This is a genomic window from Sphingobium sp. FW306-1B-F04DB, assembly GCF_058781925.1.
This window is the reverse complement of sequence record NZ_JBYSXE010000008.1, coordinates 70,525-87,119: the sequence shown is the minus strand read 5'-3', so window position 1 is coordinate 87,119 and position 16,595 is coordinate 70,525. Positions and strand designations below refer to the sequence as shown.

Sequence of the window (16,595 nt, the reverse complement as noted above, 5' to 3'; positions counted from 1 at the left end):
GCCATGCATGGGCATGGCGCGATCTTCCGGTTCAGGCGGCGTCGACCATCACGATCTCGCTGTCCTCGAGCGCAGTGACGCGCAGCGTCTCGATCTCGGCGATCGCCGCGCCGTCGCGGGCGTTGACGCGGACGCCCTCGATCTCGACCGTGCCCTGGGCCGGAACGAGATAGGCGCGACGATCCTTGCCCAGCGTATATTCCGCGGTCTCGCCGGCTTTGAGCGTCGCGCCGACCACGCGCGCATTGGTGCGGATCGGAAGCGCGTCGTCGTCATTGGCATAGCCCGAGGCGAGCGTGACGAACTGGCCGCTGCGGTCGCCCTTGGGGAAGGGCTTGGCGCCCCAGCTCGGTTTTTCACCGGTGCGTGTCGGGATGATCCAGATCTGGAAGATCCGTGTGGTCACGTCCTCGCGATTATATTCGGAATGCGCGATGCCCGTGCCCGCGGACATGACCTGCACGTCGCCCGCCTCGGTGCGGCCCTTGTTGCCCAGATTGTCCTCGTGCGTGATCGCGCCCTCGCGGACATAGGTGATGATCTCCATGTCGCGATGCGGGTGCGGCGGGAAACCGGTGTTGGGTGCGATAGTGTCATCGTTCCAGACGCGCAGATTGCCCCAGTGCATGCGCTTGGGGTCATGATAGTTGGCGAACGAGAAATGGTGCTTGGCGTCGAGCCAGCCATGATTCTCGCCGCCGAGTCCGGCGAAGGGGCGCAGTTCGATCATCATAGGTCTCCGTGATTGCGTCCCGGCGATGTGCCGGTGGCGTTGGTCACTATCTAGGGCTTGCAGCCTTTCAATATTACCCAGATAAAGCTGTGGTCTTTGTTCGAAAGAGTTGAAAGATGGCCAGTCCCGGAACCCCGACATTCGATCAGTTGCGCATCTTCCTCGCGGTGGTCGACGAGGGCAGTTTTGCAGGGGCAGGGCGAAGGCTCAATCGCGCGGTGTCGGTGATCAGCTATGGCATCGCCAATCTCGAGGCGCAGCTTGGCGTCCTGCTGTTCGATCGCGAAGGTGCGCGCAAGCCGCGGCTGACCGATGCCGGCCGCGCAGTGCTCGCCGAGGCGCGCTCGGTCTCGCAGGGGATCGATGGGCTGCGTGCCAAGGTGAAGGGGCTGCTCGACGGGCTCGAGGCTGAGGTCGACCTTGCGGTCGACGTGATGTTGCCAGCGCCGCGGCTCGGCAAGGTGCTGCGCGCCTTTGCCGCGCATTATCCCACGGTGTCGCTCAGGTTGCATGTGGAGACACTCGGCGCGATCCCAACGCTGGTGCTCGAACGCAGGGCGGTGATTGGCATTTCGGGGCCACTTGCCGCGGGGGTCGAAGGGCTCGAGAGCATGTCGGCGGGCTCGGTGCCGATGGTGCCCGTGGCGGCGCCGGACCATCCACTCGGACGGAGGGAGCGGATCGCGTCGGGAGCGGGGCGTGACTATGTCCAGCTCGTGCTAACCGACCGCTCACCCTTCACCGCGGGGCGCGATTTTTCGGTGATAAGCCCGCGCACATGGCGGCTTGCCGATCTCGGCGCCAAGCACGCGCTGCTGCGCGAGGGGATCGGCTGGGGCAACATGCCGCTGCCGCTGATCGAGCCCGATCTGTTCGCGGGCACGCTGGTGCGGCTGCACATGCCCGACCATCCGGGCGGCACCTATCGTTTCGCAGGGATCTGGCGGCGCGACACCCCGCCGGGGCCGGCGGCATCATGGCTGCTCGACCAGTTCGTCAGCCTGGGGGCGGACGATGTCGAGGAAGCCGGCATGGGCGATATCTAGAAGCGAAACATCGTCTCGAATCCCACCATGTGAATCGTGCGCGCGGCTCCGGTCTGGCGAATGAAGGCGCCCGGCGCGAAGCGCGAGAGCGAGGCCGCGAAGGACAGCGTCTCGCTCGCCTGCCATTCCACCAGCATTTCGCCTTGGGTGCCGACGAAGCCCGCGGTCGCGGCGCCGGGCGCGCGGATCAGCTGTCCGGGCACATCATACAGCCCGTCGTGCCTGCTGGCCCGCCAATAGGCGATCATCGCGAGATCGAGCGTGACCCCGTGGCCGAGCGTCATGTCGACGCTCGGGTGAAGATTCATGATGTTATAGGGGCCGATCGGTGACAGTTCGCCGAAATATTTGCCCTTGGGAAACATCGGGTTGAAGGTGCCGAGTGTCTCGTCGTTCAAATCGCCGTCGCCGCTCGCGACATTCGCGCGCAGTCGCAGCCTTGGCTTCAGCGGCGCATCGGCGAAGCGGTGCGCGGTCTCGGTTGCGAGCGTCCAGGCGCGGATGCGACGCGCGCCGAAGTCGCCGCGCTGAAGCACCGCTTCCCAGTTCCACGACCAGCCGCCGCTGCTTCCGAAGATACGGACGCCATAGCTCCGCCGGTGCTCCGGCGCAGCGCCCTGCGCGAAGCGCGCGGCCCGGTTGCGATAGTCGAGCACATAGGCATCGATATCGGTCAGCTTGCCGATGCGCGTGGTCGCATAGACCCCGCTCAGCCGTTTCGCATCAGACGTCGAATCGTCGAAATCCTTCTGGCCCACGGCTACGGGGCGGAGGCGGAGAAGATCGATCCGCGTCGGGCCAAGCGCCAGGATCGCGCGCCCCCCGTCAAAGGCCTGCGGAATGTTCGGCCCATAGCGAAGCCCGACAAGCCGCTCCGATCCGAGCGCGACAAGCGCACGACCGCCGCGCAGCGTCAGGCTGGCGTCGCGCCCCAGCGGCACGCGCACATCGCCAAAGCCCTGGAGCAGATCGATGCCCGTCTCGTCGGCCGGGCCAGCCCCTCCGGCGACCCCCCGCGCATAGCCCGCGATCAGTTGGACGAAGCCGCGGGCCGGCCCTGCGTGAAGGTCGGCATGGGGCATCAGCCGCAGCCAGAGATAGCCGTCGTCGGGCGCGTTGGCGCTACCCCAGCCATTGTCGTCAAAGCCTTCATAGCGCGCCCGCGCTTCAAGGCCGGTGCTCAGATAGATGACGCCGTCGTCATCCAGCGGGATATATTTCGCGGCGTGCCAGCCGCCCTGTTGCTGATCGGTGTCGGCATCGCGCAGCACCGACCAGTCCTCGTCATAGCGCCAGTTTACCTGTTCGACCTGCGCGGCGGCTGCGGCGGGCGCGATCGCGGCGAGCAGGGCCAGTGACAGGTGGGCGGCTTTCATGGCTGGATCAGGTGTCGTACCAGCGGCGGCTCTTCTCCGATATGAAAGGCGCGAACCACCTCCTGATCCTCGCGGTCGGCATGGGTGACGCGTTCGTGCTGTCGCAAATGTTCGAGCCAGCTTGCGACGGTGAAGCTCTCGACGATGACGCCGGGCTCTGCGGCATCCTCGAACAGTCCCCAGCTCATTGCGCCATCACGGCGACGGATGCGCCGCATCCGTTGCATCGCCTGCGCGAACGCGACGCAGCGTGCGGGATCGACGCGATATTCGATCGTGATCATCACTGGACCACGATCGGGGGCGACCTCGCCTTCGACGACGGGGGCCGGCCAGTGCGAGGAGGGGGACAGGTCGAGCTTCGCCGCGGTGCCGAGCGGATAGCGGCTGGCAAGCAGGAGCAACAGCACGACAAGCCCGACGGCTGCGGCCGCCAGTGTAGCGGGAATGCCGATGCGCGAGGCAAGCGCGCCCCAGCCCGTGGCACCCGCGGTCATCGCGCCCTGGAACACCACCAGATAGACCGCGAGCGCCCGCGCCTTGACCCATGCGGGCGACGACAGCTGCGCCGCGCCGTTGAGCGAGGACATCATCGCGATCCATGCCAGTCCCGCGATCGCGAGCATCGCGCCCGCCGAGGCGAAGTCGTGCGCGAGCGCGAGTCCAGCCATTGCGAGCGCGAACATAAGAGATGCGACGACGGTGATCACATTGGCGCTCACGTGCCCGCGCAGCCGCGGCAGCAGCATCGCGCCCGCCACCGCACCCAGTCCCATCAGCGTCAGCAGCCCGCCATAGCCGGCAGGGCCGAGCCCGAGCTCGCGCCGCGCGATCACGGGGAGCAGCGCCCATAATGCGCTGGCGAAGAGGAAGAAGCCGATGCTGCGCACGAGCACGACCTGAAGCGCGGGAGCCTGCGCAGCATAACGCGCGCCCGCGCGCAGCGCGCCGAAGAAATGTTCGGGGGGCAGGTGTGAGGCCGATGGCTGGCGCTTCCAGTGCGCGAGCACGATCAGGATGCCGACGACCGAGACCGCGTTGAGCGCGAAGACCGCGGCGGGTCCGGAAAGCGCGATGATGACGCCGCCCAGCGCGGGGCCGATCGCGCGCGCGATGTTCACGCCCAGGCTGTTGAGCGCCACCGCCTGCGGTACCGCGCCGGGCGGTACCAGCTCGGGGACGATCGCCTGGAAGGCGGGCGCCGAGAGCGCCGCGCCCGACGCGATCGCGAAGGTGAGGCCGAGCAGCAGCACCGGCGTCGTCACGCCGCCAAAGGTCGCGATTGCAAGCAGCGCGGCACCGATCAGGCCGAATGCCTGCGCGCCGATCAACAGCTTGCGGCGATCGACGATATCGGCGAGCGCGCCTCCGGGAAGTGCGAGCAGGAACATCGGCAGCGTGGTTGCCGCCTGGACGAGCGCGACCATCAGCGGATCGGTCGAAAGCGAGGTCATCAGCCACCCCGCGCCGACATCGTGCATCCAGGTGCCGATGTTGGAAACGATCGTGGCGATCCACAGCGCCCGGAATACGGGGCTCTTCAGCGGCGATGGTTGCGCGTCATCCGTCATCGGTGCGCGCCGCGCTGCAGGACCGCCGCGATCATCAGCCCGCCGATCAGCCCGACGAGCAGCTTGGCGATGCCGCTCGTCCAGAAGGGCAAGGTGAGCAGCGCGCAGGCCCGCGTCGTGAACCAGCGGTTTTCGAGCAGTGAAGCGATGGGGGCGGGCGTCGCCATTGTCAAACCGCCCAGCAGCCGCAGCCGAGCGCACCCCAGAAGCTCTGGACGTCGGCGGCGGGGACATTGGCGCCCAGTGCTGCGGCATGATCATGGCCATGGACGCTGCACGCGCTCGCGCAACCACAGGCGGAAGCAAGCTTCGCTGCGTGCTCGGGCGTGCGGTGATAGCCCCCGAAGGTCGCGACGGGCGACCAGTCGGGCATCGGCCGCGGCAGCTCGGGTGCGAGCGGCGCATAGTCGCCTTCGCCATGAACGACCCTGCCGCCGAGCAGGGTCAGCACCGATCCGAGATGCGCGATCTCATCCTCGGGAACGCTGAAATAGTCGTCGCTGAGTACCGCGAGATCGGCGAGCTGGCCCGCCTTGATCTGGCCCTTCTTGCCCTGCTCGTTGGAGAACCAGGTATTGGCCTCGGTCCACAGTCTGAGCGCGGCCTCGCGGTCGAGGCGGTTGGCCTGAGGATAGAGCCTGAGTCCGCCCACCGTCTTCGACGTCACCAGCCAGGAGAGCGAGACCCAGGGATTGTAGCTCGCGACGCGCGTCGCGTCGGTACCGGCGCCCACGGGGAGCCCCGCGGCCATCATGCGTTTGATGGGCGGCGTGCGCTCCGCCGCTTTGGCCCCATAGCGCTCGACGAAATATTCGCCCTGATAGGCCATGCGGTGCTGAACAGCGATGCCGCCGCCCAGTGCCGCGATGCGGTCGATGTTACGGTCGCTGATCGTCTCGGCATGGTCGAAGAACCAGTGCAGCCCGTCAAAGGGCATGTCGCGGTTGACCTTTTCGAACACGTCGAGCGCGCGGCTGATCGTCTCGTCATAGGTGGCGTGCAGCCGCCAGGGCCAGCGGTTCTCGACGAGCAGGCGGATAACCGGTTCGAGATCGCCCTCCATATTGGGGGGTGTGTCGGGGCGTGCGACGCGGAAGTCCTCGAAGTCGGCGGCCGAATAGACGAGCATCTCGCCTGCGCCGTTGTGCCGATAGCTGTCGTCGCCATCGCCGGGCTTCACCTTCTTCGCCCAGCCCGCAAAGTCGGCGAGCTCTTCCTTCGGCTTCTGCGTGAAGAGGTTGTAGCTGATCCTCAGTGTCAGCTCGCCATCGGCGTGGAGCTTCTCGATGATCGCATAATCGTCGGGATAGTTCTGATAGCCGCCGCCCGCATCGATCACCCCCGTCACGCCAAGCCGGTTCATCTCACGCATGAAATGCCGCGTCGAATTGAGCTGGTATTCGGGCGGCAGCTTGGGGCCCTTGGCGAGTGTCGAATAGAGGATCGTCGCATTGGGCTGGGCAAGCAGCAGCCCGGTCGGATTGCCCTGCGCGTCGCGGACGATCTCGCCGCCCGGCGGATTGGGCGTATCTTTGGTGTAGCCCACCGCACGGAGCGCTGCGGCGTTGAGGAGCGCGCGATCATAGAGATGGAGGATGAAGACGGGCGTGTCGGGTGCCGCGGCATTGAGTTCGTCGAGCGTGGGCAGCCGCTTTTCGGCGAACTGGTGCTCGGTAAAGCCGCCGACGACACGCACCCATTGCGGTGGTGGGGTATTGGCGGCCTGACGCTTGAGCATCGCCATCGCTTCGGACAGGCTGGGAACGCCGTCCCAGCGCAGTTCCATATTATAGTTCAGCCCGCCACGGATGATGTGCATATGGCTGTCGATCAGCCCCGGGATCACGCGCCGGCCTTTGGCGTCGATGACGGTCGCATCGCGGCCCACGGCAGCGCGCACTTCCTGTTCGGTCCCGACTGCGACGAACCTGCCGTCGCGGATCGCGACCGCCTGCGCCTGGGGATTGGCACGATCGAGCGTCGTGATCTTGGCATTGATCAGGATCAGGTCGGGCATCTTCGCGGACTTCCCTTCGGCTGCAAGCAGGGGGGCGGTGAGCGCGGTGGCGGCGGCGCCGACAATGGTCTGGCGTCGATTGAGGCGGATCATGCGACGGACCTCCCTTAGCTGTTGTTATCCTTGTCGGCGGAGCGAGGATTGGGTGCAAGCGCATCGTGCGCGACCGCCGCTGGCGCGCTGGTGGTCAAGATGCGCCGCACTGCGGGGAGTGCCTGCTCGCCGATCAGCATGCCCAGAAGCCCGATCAGCGCGATCGTGGGCGGGGCGGGGGAGCGGACGTTGAGCAGGCTGTAGATCACACCGACGAACAGGCCTGCGGCGAGCGAAACGAGATAGGGCTTCATGGGAGGCTCCGCGCAGGAGGAGGCGGGCCGGGGTTTCCGGCCCGCCAGAGGCTCAGTGATTGCCTTCGGCAGCGCCGAACATCGAATAGGCATAGTCGATGCCCAAGCCATAAGCGCCACCCCATTTCTTGGCGATGCCCGTGGTCATGTCGTAGGTCTCGCTGCGCGCCCAGTCGCGCTGGAGTTCAAGCAGATACTGGAGCGAGGTGATGGGCGTGGCGCCGAGCTGGATCATCCGCTCGACCGCACGTTCATGCGCCTCGGTCGAGATGTCGCCCGACGCATCCGTGATGACATAGACGTCGAAGCCCTGATCGATCGCCGAGGCGACGGGGCCGACGATGCAGACCGAGGTCCAGAGCCCCGCGAAGACCAGCCGGTCCTTGCCGATGCGGTTGACCTCGTCGATCACCGCGGCGTCTTCCCAGGTGTTCATCGAGGTGCGATCGAGCATCTTCTGGTCGGGGAAGGCGTCGGTGATCTCACTGAACATCGGCCCCGAAAAGCTCTTTTCGGCAACAGTGGTCAGGATCGTCGAAACGCCGAAGCCGGCGGCGGCATTGGCCACGAGCCCGGCATTGTTGCGCAGCAGGGTTGGATCGATCGACTTGGTGGCGAACGCCATCTGCGACTGGAAATCGATCATGATCAGCGTGTGATCCTTGGGCGAAAGCAGCGTCTTGCCGGGGGTCGCGGTCGCGGTGATGGTCATGGTCTACTCCTCAGTTGAAAGGTCGTGGCGACCTTGATGATCGCCGTGAGAGCATTTCTAGATGTCACAGCTCGATCGAAATAGTCAGATAAAGTGAGGTGATATGTTCGACAAAATAGAAAGAAAAATGCTTGGCGCGCAATCGCGGACCGCCCGCACGTTCACGCCCGAGATGAGCCTGTTGCCCTCCTGCTTGCCCCTTTTTCGTGTGTCGAGGCCCCGAACATACCGTGCGGCCGGCGATGCTGCCCATAGCACCTTTGGGTGAGGTGAATGGATAACAGGGATGGGAGCAGGCGCTGCCTTTCGCAGATCATGACGATCGTGGCACGATCGAAGGCGAGGCAGCGCACTTCGCTTTCGCCTGAAAAAAGTGCAGCCCGCGCGTTTCGGCGCGAGGCTGAACACCTTTAGACAGGATCGCGGAAGCGCTAGTTCATCCGGTCGGCGAGGCCCTTGTTAACCCACAGCGCGAGCAGCGTGCCGATCGCGCCCGAGAGCAGATAGGCGCCCGCCGAGATCAGGCCGAAGTTGGCCGACAGCAGCAATGCGACTAGCGGCGCGAAGCCCGCGCCGAACAGCCATGCGAGGTCGGAGGTGAGCGCGGCGCCGGTATAGCGGTGCTGGGCAGAGAAATTCGATGACACCGCGCCCGACGACTGACCGAAGGCGAGCCCGAGCAGGATGAAGCCGAGGATCATGAACGCCGCCTCGCCCCAATAGCCGGCGTCGAGCAGTTGCGGCGCGAAGCCGCTATAGGCCGCGATCGCTGCGGCCGAGAAGCCGAGCAGCGTGCGCCGGCCGACGCGGTCGGCGATGAGGCCCGAGGCGATGATCGCGAGCACGCCGAACACCGCGCCGACAACCTCGATCATGAGGAAGCGCGCGGGATTGTCGCGGGTGAAAAGGAATACCCAGGACAACGGAAACACCGTGACCATGTGGAACAGCGCAAAGCTCGCGAGCGGCGCGAAGGCGCCGATCACGACGTTGCGTCCTTCTTCCTTCAGCGTGGTACCGACGCGTGCGGGCTGGAGGTCGCGGTTTTCGAACAGCGTCTCGAATTCGGGCGTCACGACGATACGCAGCCGTGCAAACAGTGCCACGACGTTGATCGCGAACGCGCAGAAAAAGGGATAGCGCCAGCCCCAGCCGAGGAAATCCTCGGCCGAAAGCGCACCGACGAAATAGGCGAACAGCGCGCTTGCCACGATCAGGCCGAGCGGCGCGCCCAGCTGCGGGATCATCGCATACCAGCCGCGGCGCTTCTCGGGCGCATTGAGCGCGAGCAGCGAGGCAAGGCCGTCCCACGCTCCGCCGAGCGCGAGGCCCTGACCGATTCGGAAGAGTGCGAGGAGCAGCGCCGACGCCCCACCGATCGACTCATAGCCGGGGAGGAATGCGATCGCGACGGTCGAACAGCCTAGCAGGAACAGCGCGATGGTGAGCTTGACCCCGCGGCCATAAAGGCGGTCAACCGCCATGAAGATCAGCGAACCGAAGGGGCGCGCGACAAAGGCCAGCGCGAAGATCGCGAAGGAATAGAGCGTGCCCGTCAGCGCGTCGACATAGGGAAAGACGAGCTGGGGGAACACGAGCACCGAGGCGATCGCGTAGACGAAGAAGTCGAAGAATTCCGAGGTGCGGCCGATGATCACGCCGATCGCGATCTCGCCAGGCGCGATCTTGTGATGCGCAGGGGGCGTGGCTCCCACGTGCGGAGAGGAGGGGGCTGCGGCGTGCGCGCTCATCGATCGATTCGCTTTCTGCTTTGCGTGACGGGTTTCCGCTCCCGGGAAGCAAGGCTCCGGGCATGTTGCGGCGCAATAAACCTCTGTCGAGGATTCGGGGGATTGGACAAATTGTCCAATGTCGCACGTGCTGCGTCGCAGCTAACTGGCCGCGATTTTCATACCAGCCCAGGGGCCCGTGCCGTGTCGAGTCGTTCGAGAATCCTAACGTTATCTGCGATTCTCGCCTTGCTCAGTGGTTGCAACGCGGTGGTGCTCGATCCCGCGGGCGATGTTGCATCGCAGCAGGCGAATCTGGTCATCGCCTCGACGGTCCTGATGCTCGTCATCATCGTGCCCGTGATGGCGCTGACCGTGTTCTTCGCCTGGAAATACCGCCAGGCGAATGCCGAGGCGCGCTACGAGCCCGAGTGGGACCACTCGATGGGCCTCGAACTCGTCATCTGGGCGGCACCGCTGCTGATCATCATCTGCCTGGGCGCGATGACCTGGCTCAGCACGCACCTGCTCGATCCCTATCGCGCGCTCGGCCGCGTGTCGGAGGAAAAGCGGATCGCCGCCGAGGTCAGGCCGCTCGAGGTCAACGTCGTCGCGCTCGACTGGAAATGGCTGTTCATCTACCCCGAATATGGCATCGCGACGGTCAACGAACTTGCCGCGCCGGTCGACCGGCCGATCCAATTCAGGATCACCGCCTCGGGCGTGATGAACTCCTTCTATATCCCCGCGCTCGCTGGACAGATCTACGCGATGCCCGGGATGGAGACCAAGCTCCACGCGGTCATCAACAAGCCCGGCAAGTTCGAGGGCTTCTCCGCCAACTACAGCGGCGCGGGTTTCTCGGGCATGCGCTTCGCCTTTCACGGCATGAATGACGGTGCCTTCCGCAACTGGATCGCCAAGGCCCGGGCGAGCAAGGAAGCGCTTAGCCGCGCGCAGTATCTCGAGCTTGAGCGCCCGAGCGAGAATGTGCCCGCCAAACACTATGCCTCGGTCGAGAACGGCCTCTACAACGCCATCCTCAACATGTGCGTCGAGCCCGGCAAGATGTGCATGAACGAGATGATGGCGATCGACGCCAAGGGCGGTCTTGGCCTCGCCGGCGTCCGCAATGTGCGTCCGCTCGAATATGACAAGAATGTACGCCGCGGGGCTGCGTTCGGCGCGGGCTATGCCTCGGTCGGCGCGCTCTGCACCCCCGAAGAGGCGGCCGCGCTCGCCGCGATGAGCGCGCGCGAGGCCGCGTCCCCGCGCCCCGTGAACGGCGCGCCGATGCTCGGCCGCGGCCTGCCCCGCCCAGAAACCCTGCAATCGCGCCTCCCGTCGACCGCCAAGGCCGACGCGAAGCAGCCCAGCAACTCCTGACCGCGTGAGCGCACCCATGATGCACGCCTATACCCCGCCGCCGATATCGCCGATTTTCGGCCGATTGACGCTCGAATCCCTCCCGCTGCATGAGCCGATCGTCGTCGCGACCTTCGTCGCGGTCGCGATCGGTGGCCTCGCGCTGCTCGCGGTGCTCACGCGCTATCGCCTCTGGGGCTATCTCTGGAAGGAATGGTTCACCACGGTGGACCACAAGAAGATCGGGATCATGTACATGATCCTCGGCCTCGTCATGCTGCTGCGCGGTTTTTCCGACGCGATCATGATGCGTCTCCAGCAGGTGATGGCGTTTGGCGGATCCGAGGGTTACCTCAACGCGCATCACTATGATCAGGTCTTTACCGCGCATGGCGTGATCATGATCTTCTTCGTGGCGATGCCGTTCGTCACGGGGCTGATGAACTATGTCGTGCCGCTGCAGATCGGCGCGCGCGATGTTTCCTTCCCTTATCTCAACAATTTCAGCTTCTGGATGACGACCGCGGGCGCGGTGCTCGTCATGATCTCGCTATTCGTCGGCGAGTTCGCGCGCACGGGCTGGCTCGCTTATCCGCCACTGTCGGGGATCGGCTACAGTCCCGAGTCCGGCGTCGACTATTATATATGGGCGCTGCAGATAGCGGGTGTGGGCACGACATTATCGGGCATCAACCTGATCGTGACGATCGTGAAGCTGCGCGCGCCGGGCATGGGCCTGATGAAGATGCCCGTCTTCACCTGGACCTCGCTGTGCACCAACGTGCTGATCGTCGCGTCCTTCCCCGTGCTGACCGCGGTGCTCGCGCTGCTCTCGCTCGACCGCTATGTCGGCACCAACTTCTTCACCAACGATTTCGGCGGATCGCCGATGATGTACGTGAACCTGATCTGGATCTGGGGCCATCCTGAGGTCTACATCCTGGTCCTGCCGTTGTTCGGCGTCTTCTCGGAAGTCACCTCGACCTTCTCGGGCAAGCGGCTCTTCGGCTATACGTCGATGGTCTATGCGACGGTGTGCATCACCATCCTGTCGTACCTGGTCTGGCTGCACCACTTCTTCACCATGGGCTCGGGCGCCAGCGTCAACAGCTTCTTCGGCATCACGACGATGATCATCTCGATCCCGACGGGGGCCAAGCTGTTCAACTGGCTGTTCACGATGTACCGCGGCCGCATCCGCTTCGAACTGCCGATGATGTGGACCATCGCGTTCATGCTGACCTTCGTCGTCGGCGGGATGACCGGCGTGCTGCTCGCGGTACCGCCCGCGGACTTCGTGCTCCACAACTCGCTGTTCCTGATCGCGCACTTCCACAACGTCATCATCGCCGGCGTGTTGTTCGGGCTGTTCGCCGCGATCAACTTCTGGTTCCCCAAGGCGTTCGGCTTCAAGCTCGACCCGTTCTGGGGCAAGGTCTCCTTCTGGAACTGGGTCCTCGGCTTCTGGTTCGCCTTCATGCCGCTCTATATCCTCGGCCTGATGGGCGTCACCCGCCGGATGCGCGTGTTCGACGATCCCAGCCTGCAGATATGGTTCGCGATCGCGGCGTTCGGCGCCGTGCTGATCGCGATCGGTATCGCGGCGATGCTCGTCCAGTTCTATGTCAGCTTCAAGAAGCGCGAGCAGCTGCGCGACACGACGGGCGACCCGTGGAACGGACGTACGCTCGAATGGGCGACCTCGTCGCCGCCGCCCGACTACAATTTCGCGTTCACGCCCGTCGTGCATGATCTCGACGCGTGGCACGACATGAAGAAGCGCGGTTACCAGCGCCCGCTCGACGGCTTCCAGCCGATCCACATGCCGGCCAATACCGGCACGGGCGTCATCCTCGCGGGGCTCAGCCTGGCCTGCGGCTTTGCGCTGGTCTGGTACATCTGGTGGCTCGCAGCAATCAGCTTCGCCGGTCTGCTCGCGGTCGCGATCGGCCATACCTTCAACTACAAGCGCGATTTCCACATCCCCGCGGATGAGGTGACGCGCAGCGAGGACGAGCGGACCGCACTGCTCGCGGCACAGGGCTGATCCCATGAACAAGATGACGACCATCGCGTCCTATGACGCGGAGCCGCCGATCTTCCACCTGCCGGAAGAGCCGCATCATCCCGAAGGCAGCAGCACGATGCTGGGCTTCTGGATCTATCTGATGAGCGACTGCCTCATCTTCGCGATGCTCTTTGCGACCTATGGCGTGGTCGGCGCGAATTATGCGGCAGGACCGTCGCCGAGGGATTTGTTCGACCTCCCGCTCGTCGCGCTCAACACCGCGATGCTGCTTTTCTCGTCGATCACCTACGGCTTCGCGGTGCTTTCCATGTACCGCAACAGGACCGGCACGACGCTGCTCTGGCTCGCGATCACGGGGCTGTTCGGCGCGGCGTTTCTCGGCATCGAGCTTTATGAGTTCGCGCACCTTATCCATGAGGGTGCGACGCCGCAGCGCAGCGCCTTCCTTTCGGCGTTCTTCACGCTGGTGGGCACGCACGGGCTGCACGTCACCTTCGGCCTGATCTGGCTGGTGACGCTGATGGTGCAGATCGGAAGGCGCGGGCTGATTCAGGCCAACCAGCGCCGCGTCATGTGCCTCAGCATGTTCTGGCACTTCCTCGACGTCATCTGGATCGGCGTCTTCACCTTCGTCTATCTCATGGGAATGCTGCGATGAGCACACATGTTCACCCCAATCCCGAGCCGCACCATCACGAGGCCGAGGACGGCCACGCGCACGGCTCGCTGCGCGAATATCTGATCGGCTTCGGCCTGTCGGTGGTGCTGACCGCCATCCCCTTCTGGCTGGTGATGACGGGTGCGCTCGGCAATCCGCAGATGACCGCGTTCGTCATCATGGCATTCGCGGTGGCGCAGATCGTCGTCCACATGGTCTATTTCCTCCACATGAACACACGCTCCGAAGGCGGCTGGACGATGATGGCGCTGATATTTACGATCGTGGTCGTGGTGATCGCGCTGACCGGATCGCTTTGGGTGATGTACCATCTGAACGTCAACATGATGCCCATGTCCGCGCACGATATGAGCCAGATGCCGTGAACGGCGGCGCGGGCGCGGGCGGCACTGCGCGTGCCCCGCGCACGCGCTTCGCGCTCGCCCTGCTCGGCCTGGCGGCGCTGGGCGCGATAGCCGGACTGGTCGCGCTCGGCATATGGCAACTCGAGCGCCGTGTCTGGAAGCTGGCGCTCATCGAGCGGGTCGAAACGCGCGTCTATGCGCCCCCCGCCGCCGCGCCGGCGCCCGCCGAGTGGCCCGCGGTCAGCGCCGAGCGCGACGGCTACCGCCGGGTGCGGCTCGCCGGCACCTTCCTCAACGACCGCGAGACGCTGGTGCAGGCGGTGACCGCGCGCGGTAGCGGCTATTGGGTAATGACGCCGCTTCGGACCGATGCGGGCTTCACCATTCTCGTCAATCGCGGCTTCGTGCCCGCTGAATTGCGCAATCCCGCGAAGCGGCACGCGGGACAATTCGCCGGAAAAGCGGTAGTGACCGGATTGATGCGCATGAGCGAACCCAAAGGCGGTTTCCTCCGCTCGAACGATCCTACCGGCGACAGGTGGTTCTCGCGCGACGTTGCCGCGATCGCCGAAGCGCGCGGGCTCAGCCGGGTGGCGCCGTATTTCGTCGATGCCGATGCTACGCCCAATCCCGGCGGCTATCCGCTTGGCGGGCTGACCGTGCTCAATTTCCCGAACAACCATCTGGGCTATGCCTTCACCTGGTTCGGGCTCGCGGCGCTGGTCGGTGTCGCGGCCGCGCTAGTTGCGCGTCACGAATGGCGAGGGCGCCAGCCATGATTTCCGTCCTGCCGTCCGCCACGCTGCCCGAAGCCGCCGCCGGCCGGCGCAACATGATGCTGCTGATCCAGTTGCGCTGGATCGCAGTCATCGGCCAGATCGTCACCATCGCGACCGTCAACGGCGCGATGGCGATCCCCTTGCCCGTAGCGTCGTTGCTGATCGTTCCCTTCGTGCTGGTCGCAATCAATCTTGCCAGCCTGCCGCTGCTCCGCCGTCGTGCCGATATTTCCAATGCAGAGTTGTTCCTTGCGCTGCTCATCGACGTCGGCGCGCTGACATGGCAGCTCCATCTGACGGGCGGGGCGACCAATCCGTTCGCGCTGCTTTTCCTCCTGCAGGTCGTGCTGGGTGCGATGCTACTCAAGCCGTGGTCGAGCTGGGCGATCGTCGCCATCACCAGCCTGTGCCTGATCGCGCTGTCGATGGATTATCGCCCGCTTGCCCTGCCGACCTATTATCAAGGCGGAAGCTTCTCGATCTTCGTCCTCGGCAGCATATTGTGCTTCGGGCTGATCGCGGTGTTGCTCATGCTGTTCCTCAGCCGGATCAATCGCAATCTGCGCGAACGCGATGCCGCGCTTGCCGACATTCGCCAGCGGGCGGCCGAGGAGAACCATATCGTCCGGATGGGATTGCTCGCCTCGGGTGCCGCGCACGAACTCGGCACACCGCTGTCCTCGCTGTCGGTGATCCTGGGGGACTGGCAGCGAATGCCTGCCCTCGCGGCCGACAAGGATCTTGCGCAGGATATCACCGATATGCAGGCCGAGGTCGCGCGATGCAAGGCGATCGTCAGCAATATCCTGATGTCGGCGGGCGAGGCGCGGGGCGAGGCGCCCGAAGTGACATCAGTGCGCCATTTCCTCGACGAGATCGTCGCCGACTGGCGCGCAAGCCGGCTGACGGGCACGCTCGACTATGACGACCGCTTCGGTGAGGATGTCAGCATCGTTTCGGATCCTGCGCTCAAGCAGGTGATCGGCAACGTGATCGACAATGCCGCGGAGGTTTCGCCCGACTGGATCGGAATCGTCTCGCGACGCGAGCGCAACGCGCTGGTGCTCGAGGTCCAGGATCGGGGGTCGGGCTTTGCGCCCGATATGCTCGCCTCCTTCGGTCAGCCCTATCGCTCGAGCAAGGGGCGGCCGGGTGGGGGGCTCGGCCTCTTTCTGCTCGTCAACGTGCTGCGCAAGCTTGGCGGGCGCGCGGATGCACGCAACCGCCCCGAAGGCGGCGCGACGGTGACGCTGACGCTGCCGCTCACCGCGCTCGCCTATCCCGAGGAGACGTCATCGTGACCGAGCATCAACGACTGCTGCTCATTATCGAGGATGACGAATCCTTCGCGCGCACGCTGAAACGCTCGTTCGAGCGCCGGGGCTATGCGGTCCTCGTCGCGTCCAGCCGCGAAGAAGTGCTAATGCTGCTCGAGACGCACCGGCCGGGCTATGCGGTCGTCGACCTCAAGCTTGGTGGTGGGTCGGGCCTTGCCTGCGTGAAGGCGCTTCATGAGCGGGATGCGGCGATGCGCATCGTGGTGCTCACCGGCTTCGCCAGCATCGCCACCGCGGTCGAGGCGATCAAGCTCGGCGCCTCGCACTATCTCGCCAAGCCGTCCAATACCGACGATATCGAGGCCGCGTTCGAGCGCGTGCAGGGCGACACGGCAACGCCGGTCGATGGTCGCCAGACCACGATCAAGACGCTTGAATGGGAGCATATCCATCAGGTGCTCGTCGACGCCGATTTCAACATCTCCGAAGCCGCGCGGCGGCTCGGCATGCACCGCCGCACGCTCGCGCGCAAACTGGAGAAGCGGCAGGTGCGATAGTCGCGGGGCGGCGCGGACAAGCAAGCAACTGAA

The 16,595-nt window shown here is 65.1% G+C and carries 16 protein-coding genes; 8 read left to right on the top strand and 8 right to left on the bottom strand.

All coding sequences use genetic code 11. From position 1 onward, the window contains the following. Positions 1-31: 31 nt before the first annotated feature. A complete protein-coding gene (locus tag AC3WJD_RS06425) occupies positions 32-730 on the bottom strand; it encodes a pirin family protein (RefSeq protein ID WP_492745621.1) in 699 nt (232 codons plus the stop codon). A gap of 119 nt (positions 731-849) precedes the next feature. Between AC3WJD_RS06425 and AC3WJD_RS06420 the strand changes: the two genes are divergently transcribed. Then, positions 850-1,779, top strand: a complete 930-nt coding sequence (locus AC3WJD_RS06420; RefSeq protein ID WP_492745566.1) for a LysR family transcriptional regulator — start codon at positions 850-852, stop codon at positions 1,777-1,779. Here the strand turns inward: AC3WJD_RS06420 and AC3WJD_RS06415 are convergent. From AC3WJD_RS06415 to AC3WJD_RS06385, 7 genes are all read right to left on the bottom strand, one after another. Continuing rightward, positions 1,776-3,155, bottom strand: coding sequence for an alginate export family protein (locus AC3WJD_RS06415; RefSeq protein WP_492745564.1), 1,380 nt, complete (start codon positions 3,153-3,155; stop codon positions 1,776-1,778). The two genes, AC3WJD_RS06420 and AC3WJD_RS06415, sit on opposite strands and share 4 nt — an antisense overlap. After that, entirely contained in the window at positions 3,152-4,726 is a 1,575-nt protein-coding gene (locus AC3WJD_RS06410; RefSeq protein WP_492745562.1) for an MFS transporter, read from the bottom strand. Before AC3WJD_RS06410 ends, AC3WJD_RS06415 begins: the two co-directional genes overlap by 4 nt. Continuing rightward, complete coding sequence (locus AC3WJD_RS06405) at positions 4,723-4,893, bottom strand: hypothetical protein (RefSeq protein ID WP_492745560.1); 171 nt, start codon at positions 4,891-4,893, stop codon at positions 4,723-4,725. The genes AC3WJD_RS06410 and AC3WJD_RS06405 overlap by 4 nt, the downstream gene beginning before the upstream one ends. Positions 4,894-4,895: 2 nt before the next feature. Beyond that, a complete protein-coding gene (locus tag AC3WJD_RS06400; RefSeq protein WP_492745558.1) occupies positions 4,896-6,836 on the bottom strand; it encodes an amidohydrolase in 1,941 nt (646 codons plus the stop codon). Positions 6,837-6,850: 14 nt separating this feature from the next. After that, complete coding sequence (locus tag AC3WJD_RS06395; protein ID WP_492745556.1) at positions 6,851-7,090, bottom strand: DUF1427 family protein; 240 nt, start codon at positions 7,088-7,090, stop codon at positions 6,851-6,853. 52 nt (positions 7,091-7,142) lie between these two features. Next, positions 7,143-7,802, bottom strand: a complete 660-nt coding sequence (locus tag AC3WJD_RS06390) for a hydrolase (protein WP_492745555.1) — start codon at positions 7,800-7,802, stop codon at positions 7,143-7,145. A gap of 431 nt (positions 7,803-8,233) precedes the next feature. Next, on the bottom strand, positions 8,234-9,553 hold the full coding sequence (locus AC3WJD_RS06385; RefSeq protein WP_492745553.1) for an MFS transporter: 1,320 nt from the start codon (positions 9,551-9,553) through the stop codon (positions 8,234-8,236). Between the two features lie 228 nt (positions 9,554-9,781). Here AC3WJD_RS06385 and cyoA point away from each other — a divergent pair, with 228 nt between their 5' ends. The 7 genes from cyoA to AC3WJD_RS06350 are packed head-to-tail and all read left to right on the top strand — an operon-like array spanning position 9,782 to position 16,562. Continuing rightward, entirely contained in the window at positions 9,782-10,918 is a 1,137-nt protein-coding gene (cyoA, locus tag AC3WJD_RS06380; protein ID WP_492745551.1) for a ubiquinol oxidase subunit II, read from the top strand. A 16-nt stretch (positions 10,919-10,934) separates the two neighbouring features. Further along, a complete protein-coding gene (gene cyoB / locus AC3WJD_RS06375) occupies positions 10,935-12,944 on the top strand; it encodes a cytochrome o ubiquinol oxidase subunit I (protein ID WP_492745550.1) in 2,010 nt (669 codons plus the stop codon). A gap of 13 nt (positions 12,945-12,957) precedes the next feature. Beyond that, positions 12,958-13,584 (top strand): cytochrome o ubiquinol oxidase subunit III, encoded by a 627-nt coding sequence (cyoC, locus tag AC3WJD_RS06370; RefSeq protein ID WP_492745620.1) that lies wholly within the window; start codon positions 12,958-12,960, stop codon positions 13,582-13,584. Then, positions 13,581-13,970, top strand: a complete 390-nt coding sequence (cyoD, locus tag AC3WJD_RS06365) for a cytochrome o ubiquinol oxidase subunit IV (RefSeq protein ID WP_492745548.1) — start codon at positions 13,581-13,583, stop codon at positions 13,968-13,970. The genes cyoC and cyoD overlap by 4 nt, the downstream gene beginning before the upstream one ends. Further along, positions 13,967-14,728: an SURF1 family protein gene (locus AC3WJD_RS06360; protein WP_492745546.1), complete on the top strand. Its 762-nt coding sequence runs from the start codon at positions 13,967-13,969 to the stop codon at positions 14,726-14,728. The genes cyoD and AC3WJD_RS06360 overlap by 4 nt, the downstream gene beginning before the upstream one ends. Then, the gene (locus AC3WJD_RS06355) at positions 14,725-16,029 is read left to right on the top strand and encodes an ATP-binding protein (protein WP_492745544.1); all 1,305 of its coding nucleotides are present in this window, start codon (positions 14,725-14,727) and stop codon (positions 16,027-16,029) included. Before AC3WJD_RS06360 ends, AC3WJD_RS06355 begins: the two co-directional genes overlap by 4 nt. Beyond that, positions 16,026-16,562: a response regulator transcription factor gene (locus tag AC3WJD_RS06350; RefSeq protein WP_492745543.1), complete on the top strand. Its 537-nt coding sequence runs from the start codon at positions 16,026-16,028 to the stop codon at positions 16,560-16,562. Before AC3WJD_RS06355 ends, AC3WJD_RS06350 begins: the two co-directional genes overlap by 4 nt. Positions 16,563-16,595: the final 33 nt, after the last annotated feature.